The 17,702-nt window shown below is 70.3% G+C and carries 16 protein-coding genes; 8 read left to right on the top strand and 8 right to left on the bottom strand.

Annotated elements, in window-relative coordinates; all coding sequences use genetic code 11:
• Positions 1-85: 85 nt before the first annotated feature.
• The gene (locus VB080_RS11390; protein ID WP_323418569.1) at positions 86-1,081 is read right to left on the bottom strand and encodes a DUF4192 domain-containing protein; all 996 of its coding nucleotides are present in this window, start codon (positions 1,079-1,081) and stop codon (positions 86-88) included.
• A 116-nt stretch (positions 1,082-1,197) separates the two neighbouring features.
• Between VB080_RS11390 and VB080_RS11385 the strand changes: the two genes are divergently transcribed.
• Entirely contained in the window at positions 1,198-1,839 is a 642-nt protein-coding gene (locus VB080_RS11385; RefSeq protein WP_323418568.1) for a hypothetical protein, read from the top strand.
• Between the two features lie 56 nt (positions 1,840-1,895).
• Entirely contained in the window at positions 1,896-3,134 is a 1,239-nt protein-coding gene (locus VB080_RS11380) for a glycosyltransferase family 4 protein (protein ID WP_323418567.1), read from the top strand.
• Positions 3,135-3,143: 9 nt separating this feature from the next.
• Here VB080_RS11380 and VB080_RS11375 read toward each other — a convergent pair whose 3' ends face one another.
• From VB080_RS11375 to VB080_RS11360, 4 genes are read right to left on the bottom strand one after another with little or no spacing between them, the layout of a single operon-like run.
• Positions 3,144-4,076 (bottom strand): hypothetical protein, encoded by a 933-nt coding sequence (locus VB080_RS11375; protein WP_323418566.1) that lies wholly within the window; start codon positions 4,074-4,076, stop codon positions 3,144-3,146.
• Positions 4,077-4,134: 58 nt separating this feature from the next.
• Entirely contained in the window at positions 4,135-5,961 is a 1,827-nt protein-coding gene (locus tag VB080_RS11370) for a DUF2207 domain-containing protein (RefSeq protein ID WP_323418565.1), read from the bottom strand.
• 24 nt (positions 5,962-5,985) lie between these two features.
• Complete coding sequence (locus tag VB080_RS11365) at positions 5,986-6,642, bottom strand: metal-dependent transcriptional regulator (protein ID WP_323418564.1); 657 nt, start codon at positions 6,640-6,642, stop codon at positions 5,986-5,988.
• The gene (locus tag VB080_RS11360; protein WP_323418563.1) at positions 6,642-7,913 is read right to left on the bottom strand and encodes an Nramp family divalent metal transporter; all 1,272 of its coding nucleotides are present in this window, start codon (positions 7,911-7,913) and stop codon (positions 6,642-6,644) included. Before VB080_RS11360 ends, VB080_RS11365 begins: the two co-directional genes overlap by 1 nt.
• Positions 7,914-8,044: 131 nt before the next feature.
• Between VB080_RS11360 and VB080_RS11355 the strand changes: the two genes are divergently transcribed.
• A complete protein-coding gene (locus VB080_RS11355) occupies positions 8,045-8,665 on the top strand; it encodes a transcriptional regulator (protein WP_323418562.1) in 621 nt (206 codons plus the stop codon).
• A gap of 88 nt (positions 8,666-8,753) precedes the next feature.
• A complete protein-coding gene (locus VB080_RS11350; RefSeq protein WP_323418561.1) occupies positions 8,754-11,330 on the top strand; it encodes a glycogen/starch/alpha-glucan phosphorylase in 2,577 nt (858 codons plus the stop codon).
• A gap of 33 nt (positions 11,331-11,363) precedes the next feature.
• Here VB080_RS11350 and VB080_RS11345 read toward each other — a convergent pair whose 3' ends face one another.
• The 3 genes from VB080_RS11345 to VB080_RS11335 all read right to left on the bottom strand — a co-directional run bounded on the left by VB080_RS11345 (position 11,364) and on the right by VB080_RS11335 (position 14,597).
• The gene (locus VB080_RS11345; protein ID WP_323418560.1) at positions 11,364-12,083 is read right to left on the bottom strand and encodes an L-ribulose-5-phosphate 4-epimerase; all 720 of its coding nucleotides are present in this window, start codon (positions 12,081-12,083) and stop codon (positions 11,364-11,366) included.
• Positions 12,084-12,125: 42 nt separating this feature from the next.
• Positions 12,126-13,154: a LacI family DNA-binding transcriptional regulator gene (locus tag VB080_RS11340; RefSeq protein ID WP_323418559.1), complete on the bottom strand. Its 1,029-nt coding sequence runs from the start codon at positions 13,152-13,154 to the stop codon at positions 12,126-12,128.
• A gap of 69 nt (positions 13,155-13,223) precedes the next feature.
• Entirely contained in the window at positions 13,224-14,597 is a 1,374-nt protein-coding gene (locus tag VB080_RS11335) for an MFS transporter (protein WP_323418558.1), read from the bottom strand.
• A gap of 70 nt (positions 14,598-14,667) precedes the next feature.
• Here VB080_RS11335 and VB080_RS11330 point away from each other — a divergent pair, with 70 nt between their 5' ends.
• From VB080_RS11330 to VB080_RS11315, 4 genes are all read left to right on the top strand, one after another.
• On the top strand, positions 14,668-15,189 hold the full coding sequence (locus VB080_RS11330) for a hypothetical protein (RefSeq protein ID WP_323418557.1): 522 nt from the start codon (positions 14,668-14,670) through the stop codon (positions 15,187-15,189).
• Positions 15,190-15,282: 93 nt separating this feature from the next.
• Entirely contained in the window at positions 15,283-16,065 is a 783-nt protein-coding gene (locus VB080_RS11325) for a DsbA family protein (protein ID WP_323418556.1), read from the top strand.
• Positions 16,062-16,685: a vitamin K epoxide reductase family protein gene (locus VB080_RS11320; protein WP_323418555.1), complete on the top strand. Its 624-nt coding sequence runs from the start codon at positions 16,062-16,064 to the stop codon at positions 16,683-16,685. The genes VB080_RS11325 and VB080_RS11320 overlap by 4 nt, the downstream gene beginning before the upstream one ends.
• Before the next feature lie 148 nt (positions 16,686-16,833).
• On the top strand, positions 16,834-17,702 hold an 869-nt coding region (locus VB080_RS11315), incomplete at its 3' end, for an FAD-binding oxidoreductase (RefSeq protein WP_323418554.1).

The following is a 17,702-nucleotide window of genomic DNA, read 5'->3' as shown; positions in this document are numbered from 1 at the left end:
GCGTCTCCTCGCAGGAGGCGCGGCTAGGCAAGCAGCGAGTCTTGGTATTGCACGAGGAAATCATAGGCCATGCGGCCCCGGCGCCTTACCCGGGCGACCGGGAGAGTGCGCGCTGGACCGCCGGGGTGGTCTGCGAGAGCAGCCCTTCCCGCAGCACCTCCCACAGCGACGGTGGCACCACGTCGTCGCACACCAGCTGGAGGATCTCCGGCAGGGCAGGGTTGGCCCGACTGCCGTTCAGCCGGTCGAGGCAGATGGTCACGACCGCTCCCTCGCCGGCAATCCAGCCGGCCATCCCGGCCAGGGCCAGCGCATTGCCGGCATATTCGGGTGGCACCCGGTTCACCACCGCCTGCCACAGCGCCAGATGCGCGGTGGCGTTCTGCCGGTTCACCAGCAGCAGGGCGGCCTCCTGGGTGGGCGGGTCGCAGGCCAGCAACGCCAGCCGGACGGCCGCGGTCTCACCGAGGGCGACGTTGCCGAGCTGGGCCCGCACCACCCGTACCAGGTCGCCCGGCCAGCGGCCCTTCCGCTGCCGCGCCAGCTCGGCGGCGACCGTCGCGGCCAGACCGAGCAGCCGGGAGTACTCCGTCTGGCCAGGCGGATCGAAGCAGGCCTCCAGTTCTGCCCGGGTGCGCCGGGCCGGGAGGCCGTGGAAAGCGGCCGCAGCCGCCAGTGGGCCATGCCCCGGATCGTGCCGGCCGCCTGGCCCGCCCGGCCCGTCAGACCACCAACTGTCGCCGCTCACCAGGGTGAGCCGGCACAGCGGTGCCCGCTCCAGGAAGGCCTCGCACCGCTGCAGGACGTCCCAGCCCAGCCCGGAGTCGGGGGTATAGGCGAGCAGCCAGGCCCCGGCGGCCGGGAACCGCGTCCAGAGCCGGTGCAGCAGCCCCTCGAGCTGGCCCGTCGGCGCGATGTCGGCCAGGTCGACCCGGGCGGTGACCACCACCACACCGGACTCCACCACCAACACCACCAAGGAGTCGGTGGGGTGGAAGCCCAGCAGGTGCGGAACCAGGTCGAGGATCTCCTCAGTACTGTGTGCCCGCAGTCGCGGCACGGTCTCGCGTGAACCCATCATGTCCGCCCACTGTCGCGCGAACGGGCGCCGCGGTTCAGTTGTCCACAGCGCGGTGCCGGTCCGGCCGCCCTGTGGATGACAGCCCCCGATTGGGTCCATGCCGTAGCCTTGGCACGATGACCCAGACACCGCAGGGCTGGCCGGACAACCGGCCCCCCACCGGGTGGAGCCCGACTCCCCTCGGCAGCGGTGGCGTGCCCACCGGCCCGGATCCCAGGCAGCCGCTGGGCGCCCCCCGGCCGGAGTCGACCACGATCGGCGACTATGCACCACCGCGTTCGAAGGCGCCGTGGTTCATCGGCCTGGCGGTGGCGGTCGTGGCGGTCCTGATCGCGGTCGGTGCCACCCTGCCGCCGGACTTCTTCGGAGCGCCGTCGGCATCGCCCTCGCCCAGCCAGTCGGCCAGCCCGGCACTGCCCGGCCAGCCGTTCGGCTCCTCTGACGAACGACTGCAGGGACGCTGGGAGGTCCGCAACCACCGGTGGACGGCCTCCGGGGTCGAGGTCGAGCTCTGGCTGGCAGTGGACTCCGGCAGCCTGGACTTCTCCTTCGTCGCATTCAGCAACACCGACCAGGACGCCGAGGTGATCTACCCCTCTCCCGGGGCGGACGGCCCGGCCTTCGACCTGAACCCGGTCAACGCCGGCGAGGAACGTACCGGCTGGCTGTTCTTTCCCATCCAGCACGCCGACCTCACCCTGATCCTCTCCGAGGGCTGGGGACAGAGCCAGCTCTCCGCCCTGGTGATCCCGGCCTGAGCCGACGGCCCTGCCGTCCCGCGATCGCCCGCCGCGGCTGGCTAAGGTGGGTGACCGTGACCAGTACCGTCCCGGAGTTGCGCCGGATCGCCGTCGTCATGGACTACTCGATGACCACCATCGGGGGCGCCGAGACCGCCTTCTACGAGCAGGTGAGCACCCTCGGCCGGCACTATGAGGTGACGGCCATGGCCTGCCCGGCTCCCCGGCTCGACGAGCTCGGCACCCACCAGGGCGTCACGGCGGTCCCGGTCCCGATCTGGTTCCGGCTGCCGCTGTACGGGTTGCCGGTGACCCGCAACACCCCCGAGCTCACCCAGTTCTTCGTCGACACCTTCACCCGGCGCAACGTGCAACTGGTGCACATCCACTCCGAACTCGCCATGGGGGCTGCCGCGGTCCTGGCCGCCGAGCACCTGGGCCTGCCCGTGGTGCACACCGTCCACACCTTCTTCTGGCAGACCGCCTGGCCCATCCAGCGCCTGCTCGGCTGGGGTGCACCGCTCTACCACCGGTTCCTGACCGGTCTGCCGAACACCAGGGCGTTGCTCGCCCCGCAGCCCGGGAACTCGGCGATGCGCAACTGGACCCTGACGGTGGCGCAGCGGGTCGACCACGTGGTCTCCCCCTCCGCCCACCAGGCCGACCGGCTGCGGGAGGCCGGCCTGGAACGGATCACGGTCATCCCGAACACCCACGCGGCGCCGCGCGACGCCGTGCCGGTGACCCGGGTCGATCCACCGCTGCGGGTGGTGTGGACCGGGCGGTTCATCGCCGAGAAGCGGGTACTGCCCTTCCTGCGCGCGGTGCGCTCCGCCATGGACGCCCTGCCCGCCGGCGCACTGCGCGTGGACCTGCTGGGCCACGGCGAGCATTTCCGCAAGGCCCAGCGCCTGGCGAAGGGCTATCCGGGCATCGTGCTGCACGGCCGGGTGCCACCCGAGGAGGTCCTCCGGGTGCTCGCCGACAGCCAACTCGCCGCGATCACCTCGGTGGGCTGGGACAACCAGCCGATGGTGGTGGTGGAGGCGGTCAACGCGCTGCGGGGGGTGGTCGTCTGCGACCCGAACCTGCGAGAAGGACTGGACGGACCGGGCATCCCCGCCTACGGCACCGACGAGGACCTGCTCGCGCAGACCCTGGTTGACCTGGTGCGCCATCCCTCCCGGGTGGTGGCGGCCTCGCGGGCCTGCCTCACCGCCCGCGAGGAGTTCTCGATGGACACCTATCTGGCCCGCACCAACCAGGTCTACGCCGAGGCGCTCGACCACGCCCGGGCCCGCGCGACCGGCTGAGACCGGCCGTCAGGAGACCGCCGGCACCTGGTCGCGTTGCGAGGCCGGGTGCAATTTGGAGAGGATCACCACCCCGGTCACCGCCACCGCGCCGCTGAGCGCCATGCCCAGTCCGTCCAGGGCACCGATCAACGCGCCCTCGCCCAGCACGACGATGCCGAAGGCGACGGCCACGATCGGGTCGGTGGTGGTCATCGATCCCACCACGATCTCGGCCGGACCGTTGGCGTAGGACTGCTGGATCATCCAGCCGCCGAAGGCGTAGCAGGCCAGCATGCCGGCCATCACCCCCCAGATCAGCGGACGGCCGAACACCCCCGGCTGGCTGACCATTTCGCTGAGCGCCTTGATCAGGGCTGACGAGAGCCCGTAACAGAACGAGCCGCCGCTCGCCCACATGATGCAGCGCAGCGAGTGCCTGCCGAACCGTCCCAGCAGGCCGAACCCGGCGGCCACCGCGAACACCACCACCGAGCCGATCAGGATCCCCCATGGCGGCAGCGCGGTGTCGGGGGCGGCATTGCGAGTCGAGATCAGGGTGAAGGATGCGATGCCGGCGATGGTCAGGCAGACGGCCGCCCAGGTGCGCCGGGTCGGGCGGTAGTGGTGGATCCGCGCCGCCAGCAGCACCGACCACGGCACCGCCAGGATGCCCACCGGCTGCACGACGGTGACCGGCGCCATCATCAGCCCGAGAATGTGGAAGGCCGAGCCACCGGCGGCGACGGCGATGCCGCCCAGCCAGCGCGGGTTGGTGAGCAGGCCGAGCACCTGCCGCAGGCCGAGGTGGCGGCTGTCAGCCGCGGTGTCGACCGTCCGTCCGACCGCATAGTGCTGGATCGTCACCCCGAGCGCGAACAGCAGCGATGAGGCGATCATCAGCGTCAACGCCAGCGGGATGTTCTGTGGCAGCAGCGACGGTCCGGGCACGACGAGGGGCATCGGAAAAACCATCACTTCCATCGGGTGCACAGAATCGGGCCAAGACTAGCGGCAAGACTCACCAGCCGCCGCCACCACCGCCGCCGAAGCCGCCACCGCCGGAAAAACCAGAACCCCCCGAGGAGGCGGCCGTGGCCGACTGGAGCTGGGAGGACATCTGGCTGGAGAGCCGGTCCATCGAGGACGCGAAGCCGGGGTCGAGGTAGCCGTGGGTGCCATAGCCGATGTACCACCCGGCGGCGCTGGGGGTGTAGCGGCCCTCTGCCTCGAGCTGGGCGAAGACCTTCGTCCACCGCTCGGCGACGCCGAAGACGATGGCGTAGGGCAGGTAGCGGGAGAACACGTCGATGCCCTCCTCGAACCTGATCTGGTCGGCTTCGGCGGTACCGAGGTAGAGCTCGAAGCCCTTGGTCTGGGCGAGCATCGCCGAGCCGGTGGCGGTCCGGGAGCCGAACCGGTTGTTCATGATCAGCACCCCGATGCCGGTCACCACCCCGGACAGTCCGAGCAGGCCGAAACCACCGGTCCCGGCGGCGACGCCCCAGAAGCCCAGGCCCAGCCCGACCGCTACCCCGGCGAGCACCAGGCCCACCCCGGCTGCCAGCGCCAGCCCGCGAACCAACCGGGGATTGCGGGTGAACCAGTGCAACTCCCGGGTGACCCGGCTGTAGAGCCGCGACCGGGTGCGCTCCAGCAGGTCGCCGTAGGACTTGTTCTTCAGATCATCGGTGTCCACCACGTCACCGCGGTCGAACAGGCCGTCGAACAGCGCCTGCTCGTAGTCGACCAGGCCGTCAGGGCTGGCCAGCCGGGTGAACCGCCAGTCCTTCTTCCCGGTCTGCTCGATCCGCAGGTAGCCGCGGACGGCCAGGTCGATCATGGTGGCTGTGATGTCGGTGTTGTCGGCGGTGTTGTCGGTCAGCACTCCCACCTCACCGGGACGAGCTCCGGCCGGCGGCTGGAACTGGACCGCCACCGGCTGGCCGGCCGAACCCCGGCCGACCGAGGCCTCCTGGCCGGGAGCTGGGACCAGACCCGGGGTGAGGCCGAGGTAGACCTCGTCGCGGGCGCCCCGCCGGGTGCGGCGGATCAGGAAACCCAGCCCGAGGGCCGACAACGCGGCGGTCAGGCCACCGGTGAGCGGGGTCACGCCGAACAGGTTGCCGAGGTGGTAGCGGGTGGTGAGCCGGGCCTCGGCGGCGGTGAAGGTGCCGGACGGGAAGCCGGCGACGATCTGCAGCGGGACGCCGTCGTCGACCCGGGACTGGCTGAAGGTAGCGGTCGTGCCGCTGGAGTTGTCGGCGTCACAGGGTGCGCTGAACAACCCGCCGGTGAAACAGGCGGTCCGGACGACGTCCACCGGGCCGGTCACGGTGGCGGTGATGTCGCGGATCGGTACCTCCCAGCCGGTGCCGATCACGTTCCAGTTGAACTCGTCCAGCCCGGACTGGGCCTGCGCGGGCGCGATCAGGCCGCGGATCGTGTAGCTGATCGTGTACTGCTGCACCCCGGTGTAGGTCTGGTGCTCGCTTCCGACCCGGATCAGCAGGTTGCCCGCGTCCTCGCTGGTCGTCACCTCGGTGTTCGCCCCGGTGGAACTGGTCACGCTGCCCGGCACCACGTCCAGCATCCGCCAGTGGTCGGGATCGCCCTCGATCTCCTGCCGCAGCGGGAGGCTGATGTACGGGCCGTGGCCGGGATCGTCGCCGAAGTCGAAGTCGAGGTCGATCCTGACCTGGGTGGTGCCCTGCCGGTCGACGGTGGCGGCCACGGTGTAGCGGTCGATCTGCCAGTCGTTGTCGTCGGCGGCCGCCCGGGCCGCGGGCAGCATCACCAACGCCGCCGTGACGAGACCGAAGATGCCGAACAGTGAGACGCGTCGCACGCAACGAGCGTAGCCGCCAGGGGCTCAGTGAGGCGGACGGAGCCGCACCGCGTCACCGTCGGACGGCGCCAGGTTCAGCTCAGCGGCCCCGGCGAACACCCGGTCGGCACTCACGGTGAGGACCGCCCCGGGAACCACCCCCTGCTGCCGCAGCCGGGTGAGCCGGGCCGGGTCGCTGTCGGAGACCCGTAGCACGACGTAGCTGCCGGGGGCGGCCTGCGACAACCGGACGCTGGCGGGCGGGGGCGGCCAGGTGCCGTCCGGATCCGGGATCGGGTCGCCGTGGGGGTCGGAACGGGGATGGCCGAGCAGGACGTCGATGCGTGCCAGGAAGTCGTCGGAGACCGCGTGCTCAAGGCGCTCGGCCTCGTCGTGCACCTCGTCCCAGCCGTAGCCGAGCACCTCGGCGAGGAAACACTCCAGCAGCCGGTGGCGGCGCACCATCGCCGTCGCCAGTGCCCGTCCGCGCTCGGTGAGCACCACCGGACGGTAGGGCTCATAGCTCACCAGCCCCTGCGCGGCCAGCCGGCGCACGGCGTCGGAGACGTTGGCCTGGGAGGTCTGGAACCTGGCGGCCAGGCCCTTGGTGGTGATCGGCGGCTCCCCCCACTCGGTGGCTGCCCAGATCACCTTGACGTAGTCCTGGGCGAGTGGGGTGAGGTCGTTGACGCCGGCGGCCATCAGCCGATCCCGGCGACGGTCAGCACGATCAGGGCCAGGTTGAGCGCGACGATCAGCCCGACCACCGTCCAGGCGGCGATCCGTAGCCGCAGCGAGTTCGCCTGCTCTCCCATCACTTCCCGGTTGCCGGTCAACGACACCAGCGGCACCAGCGCGAACGGGATCCCGACGCTCAGCAGTACCTGACTCAGCACCAGGGCCCAGGTGGGATCCACCCCGAGCGCGAGCACCACCAGTGCCGGTGCCAGCGTGACCACCCGACGGGCCAGCATCGGCACCCGGACCTTCAGCAACCCGGCCATGATCGAGGCACCGGCGTAGCAGCCCACCGACGTGGAGGCCAGTCCGGAGGCCAGCAGGCCGATGCCGAACAGTGCCCCGACAGCCGGGCCGAGGGTGTTCGAGATCGCCTGGTGTGCGCCCTGGATCGAGTCGGTGCCGGCCACCCCGCGCAGGCTGTCGGCCGCCAGCAGCAGCATGGCGATGTTCACCGCGCCCGCCACCAGCATGGACGCCAGCACGTCCCCGCGGGTGGCTCGCAGCAGCCGGCCCAGCGCTGCTTTCCCGGTGTCGCCGTGCCGGTCGCGGGCCAGCGCGGAGTGCACGTAGATGGCGTGCGGCATCACGGTGGCGCCCAGCATGCTGGCGGCCAGCAGGACCGACTCCGTCCCCTCGAACCGGGGCACCAGGCCGGCGGCTGCCTCGCCCCAGGCGACGTCGCTGACGAACAGCCCGGCGACGAAGCCGATGGTGATCACCAGCAGCAGCCCCATCACCACGAACTCGAACGAACGCTGGCCGCGTCGCGACTGGACGGTCAACAGCAGCATCGACACCGCGCCGACGATCACCCCGCCCCACAGCAGCGGGACGCCGAACAGGATCTGCAGGGCGATCGCCCCGCCGAGCACCTCGGCCAGGTCGGTGGCGGCAGCCACCAGCTCGGCCTGTGCCCAGTAGAGCAGCCGTGGCCCGCGGCGCAGCCGCTGGCCGAGCAACTCCGGCAGGCTGCGGCCGGTGACCAGCCCGGTCTTGGCCGACAGATACTGCACCAGCACCGCCATCAGGTTGGCCACCACCAGCACCCAGACCAGCAGGTAGCCGTAGCGGGCGCCGGCGGTCAGGTTGGCCGCGACATTGCCGGGGTCGACATAGGCGATCGCCGCCACGAAAGCCGGTCCCCACAGCCAGTGCAGTCGCCGCTGTCGGGCTGCCGTTCGTGGGTTGTCTGCTGCCGGTGCCTCGACCGGCGGATCCGCCTGCTGCGCCATACCGGGTTCCACAAAAGTTAAGCTACCCGAACTTTTGCCGATCCATAGCACAGTCCATCCGATCCGCCGGCGGTTTCGCGCTCGCGGACGGCCCGGTGGGATCGCCCCCGGCTGCCACTACCATCGCCGGGATGAACCCCACCCCGCACCGCAGCGACCCCGATCTGGTGGTGCTCCATGCGCTGCGCTGCATCGGAACCGCACCCTGCGAACGGCTGGCCGCCGCCGTCCAACTGTCGCAGGCCGACGTCGAGTCCGAGCTGATCGACCTCGCCCGTTCCGGGCTGGTGACCTACTGGCGTGGCGGCTTCGGCGGCTGGAGCATCACCGAGGCCGGCCGCGGTACCGACGACGAGCGCATCGCCGCCGAACTTGACCAGACCGGCTCCCGGGAGCTGGTCGGACGAAGCTACGACGCCTTCCTGGTTCTCAACCCGGAACTGCTCGAGGTCTGCACGGCCTGGCAGTTGCGTCCGGTCGACGGCCTGCCGAACGACCACGCCGACCACCGCTACGACGCGCGGGTGCTGCAGCGACTGAGTTCCCTCCACCGCCGCGGGCAGGCGATCTGCACCGACCTGGCCGGCGTCCTGGAACGGTTCTCGCCCTACGGCAGTCGGCTGTCGCGGGCGCTGGAGCGCTCCACCGGCGGCGAGCTCGGCTACGTCACCGACAACACCGACTCCTACCACACCGTGTGGTTCCAGTTGCACGAGGATCTGCTGGTCACCCTGGGCACGCCGCGCTGGTGAACCCTACCGCTCGTGGCAGCAGTCCGGCTCTGGTGCCGCAGGAGGGGACGACTAACGACCGTCCGGCCGAACTGGGTACGGTTGGCCGGTGACTTCCACCGACTACTCGATGCTCGATGTGCACCGGCCTGACTCCGACCTCCCCGCGGACGAGACCCAGACCACCGAGCCGAACCGCCTCGGCCCCACCTTCCAGCCCACCCATCCGGTGGCGCTCGCCCCGGTGACCGCGCCACCGCACTCGGTGGACGGCTTCGTCAAGGAGTTCCTGCGCGAGCTGAACACCGGGCAGGGCGTCGCGCTGTCCCGCTCCAGCGTCAACGACCAGTACCTGGCGCTGGCCCGTACCGTCCGGCACTATCTGATGGCCCGCTGGCTGGAGAACACCCGCAAACAGCGTCACTCGAAGGCCAGGATGGTCGGCTACCTCTCGGCCGAGTACCTGCTGGGACGCCAGCTCGGCAACGCCCTGCTGGCCACCGACCTGTCCGACATCGCGGAGAAGGCGATGGCCGCCTGCGGCCTCGAACTCGACACCCTGCGCGCCCAGGAGGTGGAGCCCGGCCTCGGCAACGGCGGCCTGGGCCGGCTTGCGGCCTGTTTCATCGACTCCCTGGCGACCATGAGCGTTCCCTGCATTGGCTACGGCATCCGCTACGAGTACGGCATCTTCAAGCAGACCTTCGTGGACGGCCGCCAGGTCGAGCAGCCCGACACCTGGCTCGCGCTCGGCAATCCCTGGGAGTTCGCCCACCCCGAGTCGGCCGTGCAGGTCGACTTCGGCGGCCACACCGAGCGCTATCTCGACACCGACGGGGTCGAGCGCACCCGCTGGATCCCGGACTGGAACGTCCTGGGCATCCCCTACAACTACATGGTCCCGGGCTACCTCAACGGCCGGGTCAACACGCTGCGGCTGTGGAGCGCCCAGGCCACCAAGAGCTTCGACCTGTCGATCTTCAATGCCGGCGACTACGCCGAGGCCGTCCGCGCCCAGACCTTCGCCGAGAACATCACCAAGGTGCTGTACCCCGAGGACTCCACCCCACAGGGCAAGGAACTGCGGCTGCAGCAGCAGTACTTCTTCGTAGCCTGCTCGATCCGCGACTTCATCGACCGGCTGATGGGCCCCGAGGAGGATCTGCACACCCTGCCGGACCGGATCATCTTCCAGCTCAACGACACCCACCCGGTGATCGCCGTCCCCGAACTGATGCGGCTGCTGGTCGACGAGCGGAAGTTCGACTGGGACGACGCCTGGGAGATCACCCAGAAGTGTTTCGCCTACACCTGCCACACCCTGCTGCCCGAGGCCCTGGAGGTGTGGCCCACCGACCTGCTCGGACGGCTGCTGCCCCGGCACCTGGAGATCATCAACCAGATCAACGAGGAGTTCCTCAGCCAGGTGCGCGCCACCTATCCCGACGACGAGATCCGGGCCCGCCGGATGTCCATCGTGACCGACTACCCCGAGCGCGCCGTCCGGATGGCCTACCTGGCCACCGTCGCTGGCAGCAAGGTCAACGGCGTCGCCGAGCTGCACTCCCAGTTGCTGCGCGACAAAGTGCTGCCGGACTTCTCGCAGTACTGGCCGGACAAGTTCACCAACGTCACCAACGGGGTGACCCCGCGCCGGTTCGTCAAGCTGGCCAATCCTGGCCTGTCCGAGCTGATCACCGACACCATCGGGGTCGGCTGGCTGACCGATCTGGAGCGGCTGGAGGAGCTCGAGCCGTATGCCGAGGATGCCGACTTCCGGGTGGCCTTCGCCGCGGTGAAGGCCACCAACAAGCTGCAATTGCGCCAGTTGCTGAAGGCCCGTGACGACATCGACCTGCCCACCGACCATCTGCTCGACGTGATGGTCAAGCGGCTCCACGAGTACAAGCGCCAGAGCCTCAAGGTGCTGCACATCGTCACGCTGTACGAGCAGATCCTGTCCGGCAAGGTGAGGCCCGAGGACATCACCCCGCGCACCTTCGTCTTCGGCGCCAAGGCCGCCCCCGGCTACCGGCTGGCCAAGGAGACCATCTTCCTGATCAACTCGGTGGCGAAGGTGATCAACGCCGACCCGCTGGTGCAGGGCCGGCTCAGCGTCGCCTTTCCGGCGAACTACAACGTGACCCTGGCCGGACGGCTGATCCCGGCTGCCGACCTGTCCGAGCAGATCTCGCTGGCCGGCAAGGAGGCCTCCGGGACGGGCAACATGAAGTTCGCGCTCAACGGCGCGCTGACCATCGGCACCGATGACGGCGCAAACGTCGAGATCCGCCGCCTGGTCGGCGACGAGCACTTCTTCCTGTTCGGTCTGCTCGAGCCGGAGGTCGCCGATCTGCAGAGCCGCGGCTACCGTCCCCACGAGTACTACGAGAACAACCCGCAACTCAAGGCCGCCCTCGACCTGATTGCCTCGGGGCACTTCTCCGGCGGCGACCGCGGGGTCTTCGAGCCGCTGGTCTCGAACCTGCTCTACGAGGACCGCTTCCTGGCCCTGGCCGACTACCAGTCCTATCTGGACGCGCAGGCGAAGGTGGAGGCGTACTACGCCGACACCGAGGCGTGGACACGCTCGGCGATCCTGAACGTGGCCCGCAGCGGCTACTTCTCCTCCGACCGCTCGATGCGCGACTACATCGACCGGATCTGGCACACCAATCCGGCCTGAGCCGGGTTCGGCGGGCAGTGCCCGGGCGTGCCGCTATGCCTGCCCGGGCCGCCGGTCGTCGGTGGCCTGGCCGTAGACGTTCTGGTAGCGGTTGTAGAGCGCGTCGATGTCGGACCGGGCGATCGGGACGGGCTCGCCCAGCTGCCGCGCGAAGTGGACGGTGCGCGCCACGTCCTCGACCATCACCGCGGCTTTCACCGCGTCCTTGGCGGTGACCCCGACGGTGAACGGTCCGTGGTTGGCCATCAGTACCGCCCGGGAGCGGGAATGGCGCAAGGTCTCGACGATCCCGCGGCCGATCGAGTCGTCACCGATCAGCGCGAACGGGCCCACCGGGATCTCCCCGCCGAACTCGTCGCCGATCATGGTCAGCACGCACGGGATCGGCTCGCGCCGGGCCGCCCACGCGGTGGCGTAGTCGGAATGGGTGTGCACCACCCCACCCACCTCGGGCATGTGCCGGTAGACATAGGCGTGCGCGGCGGTGTCACTGGACGGGGACCGCTCGCTGCCCGGCGTTCCTGGAATCGCGTTGCCGTCGGCATCGCACAGGATCATGTTCTCCGCAGCCAGGTCGTCGTAGGAGACCCCGGACGGCTTGATCACGAACAGCTCGGTGCCCGGCACCCGTCCCGAGACATTGCCGGCCGTCCACACCACCAGGCCGTAGCGGACGAGTTCGGCGTGCAGCCGGGCGACGTCGGCCCGCAGTTGGTCGATCCTGGCCTGGGTGTCGGCATCGAACTGGGTCATCGTGGGGATCCTCTCGGTCAGCGGGTCAACGGGGTCATCGGGTCACGGAGTCGCGGGGTCACGCCGTGGCGGCGCGGTCGATTCCCGTACCACCAGCACCGGCGGGATCAGGTCTCCGGCCGGTGGCGTCTGGCCCTGCAGCGCAGCGATCAGCAGGGTGACACTGAGTGCGCCCAGGGCGTGGAAGTCCTGCCGGACGGTGGTCAGCGGCGGCAGGAAGTGCCGCGACTCCGGCAGGTCGTCGAAGCCGATCACCGAGATGTCCTCGGGCACCCGCAGGCCGCGAGTGTGCAGCCCATGCAGCAGGCCGAGGGCCATCTGGTCATTGGCAGCGAAGACCGCCGTGGCCCGCTCGATCTCGGCAGCGGTGGTGGCGTAGTGGTAGCCGAAGTCGGCCGACCAGTCCCCCACCACAGGTTCGTGGACAGCCAGCCCGGCCTCGGTCAGCCCTTCCCGCCAGGCTCGGGCCCGGGCCACCGCGTCCAGCCAGTCGGTCGGTCCGGCAAGATGCAGGATCTCGCGGTGGCCGAGCTCCAGCAGGTGGTCGACGGCCAGCCGGGCGCCGGCCGCCTGGTCGACGGCCGCGGTCAGCCGGTCCGGCGCTGACCCGGCGGTCACCACCAGGACGGGCAGGTCGGCCATCACCTCGCCCACGCTCTCCAGCGAGGGAATCCGCGGCGCGATCACGCACAGCGCCTCCACACCCTGCATCATCAGGTTCTCCACCCCGGCCGCCGGGCCGCCCGGAATGCCGGGCACCGAGATCGCCTCGACTGAGTAGCCCACCTCGCGGGCTGCCTCCTCGAAGCCGCGCAGCGCGGTATTGGGGCCGTACTGCGCGCCGCCGTCCACCAGCACCCCCAGCCGGTGGGTGTGGTTGGTGGCCAGCGCGCGGGCCATCGGGTTCGGGGTGTACCTCACCTCGTCGATGGCCTGCAGTACCCGCTGCCGGGTGGACTCCCGGATACTGGGATGGTTGTTCAGTACCCGCGAAACGGTCTGGTGGGACACCCCGGCGAGGCGGGCGACGTCGTACATGCTCGGCTTGCGCCGCGCGCTCGGCTCCGCCATCGCACGCCCTCCCGATCCGGCTGCAGGTACCGGCGTCCCGCGGTGGTCGCCGTCGGTGCGATGTTACCGCTAACCCTGTGTTCCGGCGAGTGCTTCGGTGTCATCGTCCAGCGGACGTCCGGTGATCTCGGGCAGCGCCAGCGCCGCGGTCGCAGCCAGGACGAAGACCACGCCGAACAGCCCGAAGACCAGAACCTCACCGCCCAGCGGCAACAGCACCGGCACCAGCAGCGGGGCGATGATCGAGGCGATCCGGCCGAAGGCCGCAGCAGCCCCCGTCCCGGTACCGCGCACCGGGGTGGGATACAGCTCCGGCCCGACGGCGTAGAGCGCACCCCAGGCACCCAGGTTGAAGAAGGACAGCGCGCAGCCGGCGGCGATGATCGCTCCCGGCGCGCCCGCCAGCCCGAACAGCACCGCCGAGACCGCCGAACCCGCCAGGAAGACCGCCAGGGTGACCCGCCGGCCCCAGACCTCGATCAACCAGGCGGCAGCCGCATAGCCGGGCAGCTGGGCGAGGGTGATGATCAGGGTGTACTCGAAGGACTGCACCAGGTCGAAGCCGCGGCCGACCAGCAGGGTCGGAATCCAGATGAAGGCGCCGTAGTAGCTCAGGTTGATGCAGAACCAGACCGCCCACAGCGCCGCCGTCCGGCCCCGGTACTCCCGCGACCAGATCGACCGGGCCGGTTCGCCCTCGCCGCTGACTGGTTCGGCTTCCACCGCGTCAGTCGCGCCCGTGGCCCGGGGCTCCACCTCGCTGCCGCGCTCGAAGGCCTGGACGGCCGCCTCGGCTTCGGCGTGGCGTCCCTTCAGCTCCAGGTAGCGCACCGACTCGGGCAGCCCCCAGCGGACCACCGCCGCGTAGACCGTCGGCAGGATGCCCACCGCCAGCGCCCACCGCCAGCCGTTGTCGGCGGCCGGCACGATGACGTAGCCGATCAGGGCGGCCATCAGCCAGCCGACCGCCCAGAACGCTTCCAGCGCCACCACCATCCGGCCACGGATCCGGCGTGGCGCGAACTCGCTCACCAGGGTTGAGGCGACCGGCAGTTCGGCGCCCAGGCCCAACCCGACCAGGAACCGCAGCGCGATCAGCATCGCCACCGAGGTGGACAGGGCGGCCGCACCGGTGGCCAACCCGTAGACCAGCAGGGTCAGCGCGAAGGTCTGCCGGCGTCCCACCCGGTCGGCCAGCAGGCCGCCGAGGGTGGCGCCCAGCGCCATGCCGACGAAACCGATCGACCCGATCCAGGACAGCTGGGTGGCGTCGAGGTTCCACTGCTGCCGCAGCGCCGCCATCACGAACGAGATCAGCCCGACGTCCATCGCGTCCAGCGCCCAGCCCACCCCGGAGCCGACCAGCAGTCTGCGGTGCTGCCGGCCGAACGGCAGCCGGTCAAGCCGCTCAGCGCGGGTGGGTGCAGTGGGGTTGGTCGTCATAGCCGCCTCTCCTCGGTTCGCGGGCACGATCGTACGGTGAGGCCTTCGCTGCGGCGAACTGACCTGTAGAATGTCCGCGATCCGACCGGAGGCCATGGTGAGGCTGTCGCAACTACGCAGGACGGGGGGCTCGATCCTCCTGAGCGTCCTCGGCGTGCTCGCGCTCACCGGGTCGCTGCCGCGACTGGCCTTCTCCAGTACCCTGCCGGCCTGCCTGACCGAGTCATCGGGGACAGCCTGGCTGGGGGTGCACCTGCGCCTGCTGGCCCACAGCAGTTCCTGCCCGGAGGGCAGTTACGCGCCCGGCCCGCACTATGCCGAGATCGCCCAGTTCTCGGTCGTGCTCTCGCTCTCCGCGCTGATCGCGGGGCTGGCGATGCTGGCCGTCGGGCTCGGTTTCGGCTGGTGGGCGCTGCGGGCGCTCGCCGCGGCCCGCTCCTGGCTCCGCCGGCGCGTGACTGCCGACCGTCCGGTGGTGACGCCGTCCACCGCTGTCCGTCCGCCGCTGCAGGCGTTCATCGCCGACCTGCGGGCGGCAGTGTTGACCGGTCTGCGGCTGCTGCGTGGCCCGCCGGCCGCGGCCCTGGCCTGAGGAATCCCCGCGCCGCCAGGCGCATCCATCCCCACAGCCCTGCGCGCCCGCGCGGGCTGGCCAGCACGCCGAGCCCAGAACACGGAGACGACCATGAGCAAGACACCCAAACAACCCACCCCGCCCTCCGGCAACCGTCGTGAGCAACTGCAGCAGCAGCGCGAGCGGGAAGCCCGGGAGCGCAAGCTCCGCAACATCATCACCTTCAGCATCCTCGGCGTCGCCGTGGCGGCCATCGTCGGCGTCATCGTCTGGGTAGCTCTCAACGCCCGCAGCGCCCCGGTGGCCGAGGGTGGTGGTGCCGCGACCGGCAACTACACCCTGGTTGTCGGCGAGGACGACGCCCCGGTCACCCTGACCATCTACCAGGACTTCATGTGCCCCTACTGCGGTGACTTCGAGCGGGCCAACCGCGACGACCTGGAGGCCCTGGTCGCCGACGGCACCGCGAAGGTCGAGCTCCACGTCCTGAACTTCCTCGACGAGGCCTCGCAGGGCACCAAGTTCTCCACCCGTGCTGCCAACGCCCTGGTCGCGGTGGCCAAGGCCGAGCCGGACAAGGTGATGGCCTTCAACGCGGCGATCTTCGACCACCAGCCCGAGGAGAACACCGCCGGGCTGTCCGACTCTGAGATCGCGGACCTGGCCCGCCAGGTGGGCGTCGGCAACGACGTGATCGCCAGTTTCGCCCAGCTGGCCAACGCCGACTTCGTCACCAAGGGCACCACCCAGGCCTTCAACACCGACGGCATCGGCGGCACCCCGACGATCAAGATCGACGGCGCCGACTGGCCGACCAAGAGCGATCCGGCCGGCGCGCAGTACCAGGCCGGGCCGCTGAAGGCAGCGGTCGAAGCAGCAGCGGCCACGAAGTGAGCGACATCCTGGAACGGCTCCACGGCTTCCGGCAGTCGGACGGCTGGATCTTCGGCTACATGCTGTTCTCCTCGCTGGTCAGCCTGACCGCATCGCTGGTGCTGTCCATCGACGCGGTCGAGCTGGCTCGGGACGCCAACGCGGCGCTGAGCTGCAACATCAACCAGGTGATCAGCTGCGGCAAGGTGGGCGTGACCTGGCAGGCCAACCTGCTGGGCTTCCCCAACGCCTTCCTCGGCCTGATCGCCGAGCCGGTGGTGATCACGATCGCCGTGGCCAGCCTGGGCAAGGTGAGGTTCCCGCGCGGGTTCATGTTCGCCGCCCACGTGGTCTACACGATCGGGCTGGGCTTTGCCTACTGGCTGTTCTACCAGTCGATGTTCCACATCAACGCGCTGTGCCCGTGGTGCCTGCTGGTGACCCTGTCGACCACGCTGGTGTTCACCTCGCTGACCCACGTCAACATCCGCGACAACAACCTGTTCCTGCCCGAACGGGTGAACCGGGCCCTGCAGTCCGGTCTGCGGATGGGGATCGATGCGCTGGTGATCACGCTGTGGTTGGTGTTCCTGGTAGTGGCGGTGATGCTGAAGTACGGCCCGGCGCTCTGGGGCGCGTAGAGGTCTGCTCCCCGGGAGGCGGCCCTACGGAGGCTCCGTCCGCTTCGCTCCGAGTTTGCACACCGTGTTCGGTAGGAAAACTCGGAGCGAGGCGGTCGCCGCGCCTGTGCGGTGAACCCGCCGCCCGCGGTCATGGCAGAGTGTCCCCATGGCTGTGCTGGTCGATCCGCGACTCGACGAGAGCCGGCTGACCCGCGCCCTGTTCAGCTACGACGCCTCGCTCTACCGGGTGGTGCCGCAGGCGGTCGCCCAACCCCGCAGCGTCGAGGAACTGGCCGACCTGGTCGACCATGCCCGAGACCGTGGCATCCCGGTCACCATCCGCGGGGCCGGGACGTCCTGCGCCGGCAATGCGGTCGGGCCGGGCATCGTGCTGGACACCTCCCGGCACCTGAACGCGATCGCCGGGATCGACCCGGACGCCCGCACCGCGCGGGTGGAGCCGGGGATCGTCCAGACCCAGCTGCAACGGACGGCGGCGCCGTACGGGCTGCGGTTCGGGCCCGACCCGTCCACCTCCAACCGGTGCACGATCGGCGGAATGATCGGCAACAACGCCTGCGGGCCGCGGGCCCTGGGCTACGGCCGCACCGCCGACAACCTGGTGGCGCTGGACGTGATCACCGGCAGCGGTGAGCAACTGCGGCTGGACACCCGGACAGACCTGCGGAAGAGCCACTCCCCCACCCTGCGCCGGCTGCACGACCTGGTAATGGCCAACCTGGGCGTGATCCGCACCGAGTTCGGCAGGTTCGCCCGGCAGGTCTCCGGCTACAGCCTGGAACACCTGCTGCCCGAACACGGCTTCGACGTCACCGCCTTCCTGGCCGGTTCGGAGGGCACCCTGGCGGTGGTCGCCGGCGCCGAGGTCCGGCTGGTCGAGGCACCCGCGCACACCGTCGTGGTGGCATTGGGCTACCCGTCCATGGCCGAGGCGGCGGACGCCGTGCCCGGGGTCCTCAAGCACCGGCTGGTCGCGCTGGAGGGGCTGGACGCCCGGATCGTCGATGTCGCCCG

The sequence above is a fragment of the Propionicimonas sp. genome, assembly GCF_034927565.1.
Classification (GTDB): domain Bacteria; phylum Actinomycetota; class Actinomycetes; order Propionibacteriales; family Propionibacteriaceae; genus Propionicimonas.
The sequence above is the reverse complement of the archived record's forward strand: the minus strand, read 5'-3'. Positions and strand labels throughout refer to the sequence as shown.

Excerpts from the sequence above, each read along its gene's own strand:
- VB080_RS11390 (WP_323418569.1), bottom strand. The coding sequence starts at position 1,081 with ATGATGGGTTCACGCGAGACCGTGCCGCGACTGCGGGCACACAGTACT.
- VB080_RS11385 (WP_323418568.1), top strand. The coding sequence starts at position 1,198 with ATGACCCAGACACCGCAGGGCTGGCCGGACAACCGGCCCCCCACCGGG.
- VB080_RS11375 (WP_323418566.1), bottom strand. The coding sequence starts at position 4,076 with ATGCCCCTCGTCGTGCCCGGACCGTCGCTGCTGCCACAGAACATCCCG.
- VB080_RS11365 (WP_323418564.1), bottom strand. The coding sequence starts at position 6,642 with ATGGCCGCCGGCGTCAACGACCTCACCCCACTCGCCCAGGACTACGTC.
- VB080_RS11360 (WP_323418563.1), bottom strand. The coding sequence starts at position 7,913 with ATGGCGCAGCAGGCGGATCCGCCGGTCGAGGCACCGGCAGCAGACAAC.
- VB080_RS11355 (WP_323418562.1), top strand. The coding sequence starts at position 8,045 with ATGAACCCCACCCCGCACCGCAGCGACCCCGATCTGGTGGTGCTCCAT.
- VB080_RS11345 (WP_323418560.1), bottom strand. The coding sequence starts at position 12,083 with ATGACCCAGTTCGATGCCGACACCCAGGCCAGGATCGACCAACTGCGG.
- VB080_RS11340 (WP_323418559.1), bottom strand. The coding sequence starts at position 13,154 with ATGGCGGAGCCGAGCGCGCGGCGCAAGCCGAGCATGTACGACGTCGCC.
- VB080_RS11335 (WP_323418558.1), bottom strand. The coding sequence starts at position 14,597 with ATGACGACCAACCCCACTGCACCCACCCGCGCTGAGCGGCTTGACCGG.
- VB080_RS11330 (WP_323418557.1), top strand. The coding sequence starts at position 14,668 with ATGTCCGCGATCCGACCGGAGGCCATGGTGAGGCTGTCGCAACTACGC.
- VB080_RS11325 (WP_323418556.1), top strand. The coding sequence starts at position 15,283 with ATGAGCAAGACACCCAAACAACCCACCCCGCCCTCCGGCAACCGTCGT.